Source organism: Bacillus sp. FMQ74, assembly GCF_001875785.1.
Lineage (GTDB): Bacteria > Bacillota > Bacilli > Bacillales > Bacillaceae > Bacillus > Bacillus stercoris.
In genome coordinates, this window is the sequence record NZ_MOEO01000029.1 from 1 (window position 1) to 7,788 (window position 7,788).

Below are 7,788 nucleotides of genomic sequence, written 5' to 3' on the forward strand. Positions count from 1 at the left end.
CATATAACCTAAACCATAATTTGATTTGTTTGTGTCTATGACATATCTTCCATCGAAATGATATCCTATTAAAACGTATCCCTTTGGGAAATCCTGAACCTTATTATATTCAATGATTCCCTCTAAGCTAAGTATTTCAATGCCATCAAACATTTCCATCCCATTGTGCTGTAATAAAAACTCATTATAGTCATTAGGGAAAGTAACACCTAGCTTCTGTTCTATATCGCTAATTTCTTGAGGACTAGCAGGATCTTTGAAATGAAAAGTAGCATCTTCCAAGACATAACCCCCATGATGGAACATAGGAAATGTACCATATTTAGTAACTGCTTTCTTAATACCATCTAGTGTCATGTGAATTAACTTTCCTTCTTCCATAAATGTTCCTCCTCAAATCATCTCACTGAATTTTTATACCAAACAGATCATTAATAGATAAATTTAAAAGGGATATAATCTGTTTATTAAGAAACTTTTTATTCATAATTGAAGCAGGATTAGTGGTGAACAAAAGGTAAGTACTATTTGCTGTTTTAATTACTATCCTATTCGTTGAACCATAAGGAAATCCAATCCTTACTGCGCTTTTCTCCTCTCCCATAGTTTGGATCAAGAAATACATTGTTAATTTCTTTGATTGGGATTACGATTTAAATTTGGCTATAAATTCAAATTTAAATAAGAGCCCTTTCAGGCCCTTATTTTTCTTTTATCCTTGGTATGAATTGGTTACAAACTCTTTTGCTTTATTAGCAACAGCTTCCCAAGTAGCGGCAGCATTATCAAGATCCGTAGAAAGCTTATTTATATCCTCATTCTCAAACCTTTGTGCGAGTGAATAAAATTGATCTGCTATAGAATGCCAGATTCCTTCAATTTGTCCTACAAACTCCATAGATCTTTCTGCTTGGGCTATTACATTATGCAAGTCTGTATTGGTGCTGTGAAGCATACCCAAAACTTTTACATCTAATGAAAGTTGTTCATCTATATTGTTTAACATATTCAGAAAATGATCAATTTGTTGTTTAACTGATTGTATATCAGAACACTCTAATATTTCAGATATAATAAAACCAAATAAAGGACCTAGATCAAAGCTGAATTTTACTTTCTCATGAATATCATGACCTTCAACAAATGTACCCAATAATTTTTTTAATCCTAAGAACATATTTATTGTATTATGTATCTCACTCTCATCATTATACTGTGAATCTAAATATGCGACTTCTTTTTCTAAAGAATTATTTAATTGTCTAACACCTATACAGTTGTTACCGCCTTGAAGAAGGGAATTTAATTGATTTTGAACCTTTTTCATAGATTGTTGATGTTGATTGAGTTCTCCAGCAAGCATTGAGCAGGCAGACTGAAATTGCTTCGCAGCCTCTTGTCTTCCTTGTTCATCGCTATCGTTAGACATCAATTGTAATATTTCCACATTTCTATTTATCATTCTAGTTGCAAAAGATCCAACATTGTTAATATCGTTTACCATATTAAGAACACTGCTGAATAAATTCTCCATCCACCAGTTACACAACTGTTTAAATTCGTTATAAACATCATAAATTTTTTGAAAATCTTGAGGAACTTCAACGTCATCCGGTATGGCCAGATAAGTTTTCATCTCTTCATCGCTCACAGGCAACCCCATTCCAGTAAGAATATCCGCTTGAGTAATTGCCCAGAATCCAGTAGATATTAAAAGCCCCTCTTTTTCCAAAAGACCCTGAGGCCCATATGGAGATGTTGAATCTAAAACTTTATCATATTTCATTTCTTGACCCACCTTTTACATCATTTAAAGTTTATATATTTAATATAACAAAAATTCTTCCAATTTATTTTATTTTTTCAATTATTTAAGTTCAACAAAAAATAGTGAAACATGAATCTAATTTTGTAAGGCAGATCAAAAATGAAAATTGAATTAAACTAAGTACAATGATAGTCGCCAGCTTTATTTCATCACAGGACAATATTTAAGAATAAATTAAATTCACAATAATTGGATACAGGAATATAATTATTGATGGTTTACCGATATAAATAGAGAACAAACATTCTAAAAGGGGAAATGAAGTTGAAGAAAGTATTATTAGGTTTTTCAGCATTCACTTTGAGCTTATCATTGGCAGCCTGCAGCTCAAATGATTCTGAAAAAGTAAGCACAGAAAAAAAAACACCACAAGCGTCTACGGATGTAGAAAAGAAAACAGAACAAAAGGAATCTACTAAAGAAAAAACTGCTGATAAATCTAAGGAAAAAGACAAAAAGGAATTGGTCGATGTTACTCTAGATAGAGCTGTTGATGGTGACACAATTAAAGTTAGTTACAACGGCAATGTAGACACAGTGCGCTACTTGCTCATAGACACACCTGAGACGAAGAAACCAAATTCTTGTGTTCAACCGTACGGTGAAGATGCTTCTAAGCGAAATAAAGAATTGGTTAACAGTGGTAAGCTGCAGCTTAAATTTGACAAAGGCGATCGCAGAGATAAATACGGAAGACTCTTAGCTTATGTTTATGTGGATGGCAAATCTGTTCAGGAAACATTGCTAAAAGAAGGGTTGGCCAGGGTAGCATATGTATATGAGCCAAATACGAAATACATAGATCAATTTAAGAAAGACGAGCAAGAAGCAAAAACAGAGAAACTTTCTATTTGGAGTAAGAATGGATATGTGACTGACCGAGGATTTAATGGCTGTGTAAAAGAGAAAACCACTGCAGTTAAAAAAGCAACAACGTCTAAACCGGCAGCAACACAGCCTACAACTCCAAAGGCATCAAGTGAAACTTCGACTACAACTGAAAAGGAAGCTTCTTCAGAGTCAACTGGAGAAACAGAAACGTTTAAAAATTGTACAGAATTAAGAAAGAAATACCCAAATGGAGTGCCTAGTTCCTACCCTGCTTACCAAACTAAAATGGACAGGGATCATGACAACTATGCATGTGAACGATGAGCAGACCCTACTTGACAGAAAACAAAGAACCAACACATAAAGCTCAGTGTTATTATTTTCTAGATAATTAATAAAAAGAGTGGAAAAATCCTTTAGTTGGTCGATATAGCTAAAAGAAGCAAATCATCATAAAGGAGAAATTACAATTGAAAAAATGGATTTTAGGTCTAGGAGCTCTAACTCTAAGCTTTTCTTTAGTTGCGTGTAGCTCTGACTCATCAAGTGATAACGACAAAGATTCTTCAAAAAAAGCAGCATCAAATACTGAGAACAAAGAAAACAAAGAGAACAAGCAAAATGACAAAAAAGAATCAACCCAAAAAGAAGAAGACCCATTTGAAGATGGTGAAGATTACTTCGAAGGCTTAGGTCACGTTAAAGAACTTGGTATTGGCTATAATGAAGAACTTTATATTAATGGTATAGACACTCCTTCAAAGCCAATAAAATTAGGCAGTATGAATCTTTATATTGCTGGTGTAGATATCCTTGAGATTAAGCCAGATGACGATGCAAAATCACTTTACTTTAATGATCAAGACAAGGTTCGTGCTGTAGTACTCAATATGAAAGCTGAAAACACTTCCTCTAAAGATGTAACGTTTAATCCTAATCAGGCTATTATTGTTACAGATACTGGCGAACAGCTAGAATCGCAAATGGGATTAATGGGTGATGCAGGCGGAGACTTTTTGGGTAAAGTTAATAAAGAAGGTCAGACTTTCTGGTTACTTAAAGACAATACAGCAAATGTCAGCAGCCTTAAAGTGATCATTCCGCCTTCTCATGATGCACATAATAATGAAAAATTAAGTGACGAGAAAAGAATTGATCTAAAAATAATGAGTTTTAAGGAAGCTGAGAAAAAATACATGCAATAATTCAAGCCCCTATGGGGCTTTTTTTATTTCTCGGATTGTTAATCATTGAGTAAAAATATTAGCACTTCTTCAATTTCTTTTTCTAAGTCATTATTATTTAAATCAAATAACGTTCCACAACTGCTTCCTATAAAGCCACCGTAGTAATACCACAAATCCATTGTTATGCAGTCTAGATCTTCATCATAGGCTTTTGCAGGTTGATAATAATTAATTGTTATTTGTGAACGGTATTCTTTTTCCAAGCATCTCTCAGCTGTTAAATCATTTATTACATCTCCATCTATGTCTCTACAAACTTTGATGCTAAGATTTGGTTTACCCTGAGATTCAAAAACATCTTTATACTTATTTTGCAGCTTTTCGGATACTTCTTCTCCAAGGCTCTCCAGCTCAAATATCATTTGTTTTAATTCTAGATTAAAATCCTTTTCCGGAATCTGTATGTAGCCTTCATCGATTGGACTTTGATTTTTCTGTTTCTTGAGTAACTGTCTTAAAGCTTCCCACACAGTGTTCTCCTCCTATTTATTTAAAGCAAAAAAAGGAACCCTCTGACCTAAAGTGACACTGGCTAGTACATATACAGTAATCGTGATGTATAATTTGTGGCCTGACACTCCGCATCTCCTGCTGTGAGAACACAAGTTTCCCGCAATAATAAAAGATGGCTGCTGTTTACCTTCCTTTTTATTGCGGAAGTATGAACGGCAGCCTTATTGATTTAGAATACCCAAAAAATAATCACAAGCCAAGAGATAATCAAAGTTAAAATGAACCATTTTTCCTGCAAAGAAATTAAAGCGTAGCAAATATAAGAGATAGTTAACATCACAATAGAAGTGATCTTAACATACCATCCAATAGATTCATTGGAGAATGCATAAACAAATAAAGAGATAAGAACAAGAACCATAAATATGTTCCCTACAGTCTTTAATATACTCTTTTTATCATCAAAGTTCATAATTTCAACCTCTAAAATATGTATATTATATGTTATAATTATACAGCATCCAGATAGTCATAAGCATTAAAAAACTTGAAAGGATGATTGTGAAGTGAAAAAAAACAGTTCTATCTACCCTATCTCTCGGACTCCTATTCTCAACAGTGGCTCCACTAAATAGCCATGCAGAATCCATCTCAGAGCCTACACCAAGTTATATCACTCAGGTCAATTCAACACCACTTCAAGAATTAATTAAAACATCATCAGTTCCAGTCATTCAAGAGAATGGAGAAATTTCAATTCAAGCTGTGCCACCATCAACAAAATGGAAGGTGTAGATCATTTTAGAGGGAACTCTAAGAACATAGATACTGCAGCTGAAATAGGAGCAAGAATTGCTGCAGGGTTACCTGGTCTTAAATACTCCTGGGCTGGTATATTCGCTCAAGCTGTGTTTGGAACATTCTATCACAAAAAACCAACTCGTTATTACTCAACAACCCAATACTTAGCCTACGACAAAAAGTATAGATACACAATCGTTGATATGTACGTCTACAAAGACAGTAAATATAGCAAGCAAATAGGTTATGATTATAAAGTTTTCAGAACTCCTAGATAATATGTCAGATATAAAGCCCTTTTAAAGGGCTTTTTAGCTTTTTAAACAAAAAACCAGAGAGTATGTGAGGGAACTCTCTGGTCTATGTGGTTGATACACCAACTATGATATATACAGGATACTTTAAATTTAGGATGTATTCAAGCAACTTTTAGGTTTCAATAAAATGGGAATTTTATTTAGAGTCAAGAGGATAAATTTGTTCCAACATGCTAGAGACTTACTTGTCTGAATTTTTCGATTTTCCTTCGAAAAACTAAGTGCTAAAATGGGATATGTTACGAACGAAAGGTGGAACAATATGGCTAGTTTCAGAAAAAGAGGAACGACATGGCAATACAGAATAAAACATAAAGATCCTTTAACTCAAGAGCCAATCGAAATCTCTAAAAGTGGATTTGAAACAAAAAAAGAGGCACAAATAGCTGCAAGACAAGAAGAGCAAAGATTGATAGGTGATTTAGAAATTAACGGAGGAGAAACTCTTTTAAAGCATTATCTTAAAGATTGGCTCGCTCAATATAAACAAGGAAATGTTAGAAAAAACACTTACATTCTCCACGAACGAAATGTTAATACAAAAATTCTTCCCTATTTTAAGGACATTAAACTAAAAGATATTAAACCCTTACGTTATCAAAAATTCATTAATTATTTAGCAGACCAAGGGTACAGCAAAAGAACAATTGAAATCATTCACAGGACAATGTTCAACGCTTTAGCTACTGCAGACTGCAGTAAAACCTCTTAAAAAAATTGAAGAAAACCCATGTGAAGGGGTAACAATTCCTAGGGATAAAGCTAAGAAAAAAGAAAAGTTAGAATACATTAAGTCAGATGATATTCCCCTCTTCCTTAAAGTTGCAAGGCAAGATAATTATTTGTACTATATCTTCTTTAAAACTCTACTTGAAACAGGTATGCGTAAAGGAGAAGCAGCTGCTTTACAAAGAAAGGATATTGATCTAAAAAATAACTTCATCAACATTAACAAATCTTTAGATTTTCAGGTTAAAGAGGGAGAAGAAATATTCGGGGAAACAAAAACATATGAATCCGAAAGAAGAATTAAAATCAGCAATTCATTAGCAAAAGAATTGGCAGCACACATGAACTACTTAAATGATAATAGAATAGTTTTTAATGAGATTTACGAACATGAATTAGATCTAGTTTTTTGCAAACAGGATGGAAAACCTTTGCCAAAGTCTACCCTCTTCAATGCACTCAATCGTATTCTGAAGAAAGCCGGATTAGAAAAAATGCCAATTCATGGTTTAAGGCATACTCATGCTGTCCTTCTTCTAGAATCAGGTGCAAGTATGAAGTTTGTTCAAGAAAGACTCGGACATAAAAATATAACCATCACATCAGACGTATACTCTCATATATCTGAGAAGCTTGAAAATACATCAGTGGATGGTTATGAAGAATATATGAATTCACTTATGTCTTAAATTTTTTTATTGTTTTTGGTGGTCGAAAAGTGGTCAAACTAGTTAATTCTAGCTATCTCACTTATTTTGACCACCAAGTTACTAATATAAAACCCTAATAAATCAAGGTTTATCAAATTAATACTGAGACATATACTGTTCGCGTTCCCAAGGATGTACTTGCGTGCGGAACATAACTTCCAATTTAAATACAAAATATACGGCACTGAAAACCCTTGAAAACAAAGGATTTTTCAGTGCTTTATTATTTTAAATTTGAAATAGAGTCTCTATAATTCTCAATATTTTTTGGTCAAATTTTGGTCATGATTTTGGTCAAAAATTTTCAAACTCAACTAAACGCATGATGGTATAATATAGTAACTTATTCGAAAAGGAGATTATATTAGATATGAATCTCAACAAAATTAGATCCATGCTTTCTAAATCAGCTAAAATTTTACGAGATGTAAACGCCGCTAAAAATGATACACTGGGCAAGCGTATAGCTAGGCGATCTGCGGGTAAAGCAACTAACAAATTACTACGGAGTCTATTTAAATCAAGAGAAAATATACTCAGGTTAAGCCCTAAAAAGCTTTACTTGAATTGAAATATTAATAAATAATAATTTGAGGATGGTATATTAATGAAAAGTTTCACAGATCTCGTATTTGAGCACCCCGAAATCCTAGATAATTTTTTGTTCGGCAATGGCTTTTCTCAATCATTTCATAGCGCTTTTAAATATAAAAGTCTCTATGATAATGTAAAAAATGACTTGGAGCCTGCAGATAAGAATTTATTTGAAGATGTATTAGACACAACAAATTTTGAAATGGTGCTAAACCTTCTCCTTAATACTCAAGACGTTAACAGAGTATACGAGCACCCTACCCTTCATCTAGATCATA

4 protein-coding genes and 4 pseudogenes are annotated in these 7,788 nt (G+C 33.3%); 4 read left to right on the plus strand and 4 right to left on the minus strand.

Going from position 1 to position 7,788, the window contains the following annotated elements; translation table 11 throughout:
* The 3 genes and pseudogenes from BLL41_RS21945 to BLL41_RS23220 all read right to left on the minus strand — a co-directional run.
* On the minus strand, positions 1-282 hold a 282-nt coding region (locus BLL41_RS21945; RefSeq protein ID WP_083428102.1), incomplete at its 3' end, for an SMI1/KNR4 family protein.
* Between the two features lie 121 nt (positions 283-403).
* Positions 404-653: pseudogene (locus BLL41_RS21950) on the minus strand (SunI/YnzG family protein); the annotation flags it as partial.
* 59 nt (positions 654-712) lie between these two features.
* A pseudogene (locus BLL41_RS23220) lies at positions 713-976 on the minus strand (toxin); the annotation flags it as partial.
* A gap of 1,116 nt (positions 977-2,092) precedes the next feature.
* Between BLL41_RS23220 and yokF the strand changes: the two are divergent.
* Both yokF and BLL41_RS21965 read left to right on the plus strand, forming a co-directional pair.
* Positions 2,093-2,983 carry an endonuclease YokF gene (gene yokF / locus BLL41_RS21960; RefSeq protein WP_071579417.1) on the plus strand — a complete coding sequence of 297 codons (891 nt, stop codon included), beginning with the start codon at positions 2,093-2,095 and terminating at the stop codon, positions 2,981-2,983.
* Positions 2,984-3,129: 146 nt separating this feature from the next.
* Complete coding sequence (locus BLL41_RS21965; RefSeq protein WP_071579418.1) at positions 3,130-3,864, plus strand: hypothetical protein; 735 nt, start codon at positions 3,130-3,132, stop codon at positions 3,862-3,864.
* Between the two features lie 431 nt (positions 3,865-4,295).
* Here BLL41_RS21965 and BLL41_RS23225 read toward each other — a convergent pair.
* A pseudogene (locus tag BLL41_RS23225) lies at positions 4,296-4,376 on the minus strand (hypothetical protein); the annotation flags it as partial.
* 1,363 nt (positions 4,377-5,739) lie between these two features.
* Between BLL41_RS23225 and BLL41_RS23245 the strand changes: the two are divergent.
* Together BLL41_RS23245 and BLL41_RS22000 are read left to right on the plus strand one after the other, a co-directional pair.
* Positions 5,740-6,895, plus strand: a pseudogene (locus BLL41_RS23245) (tyrosine-type recombinase/integrase).
* Positions 6,896-7,523: 628 nt separating this feature from the next.
* Positions 7,524-7,788, plus strand: a 265-nt coding sequence (locus BLL41_RS22000; RefSeq protein ID WP_141770225.1) for a DUF4917 family protein, incomplete at its 3' end; no start/stop codon positions are given.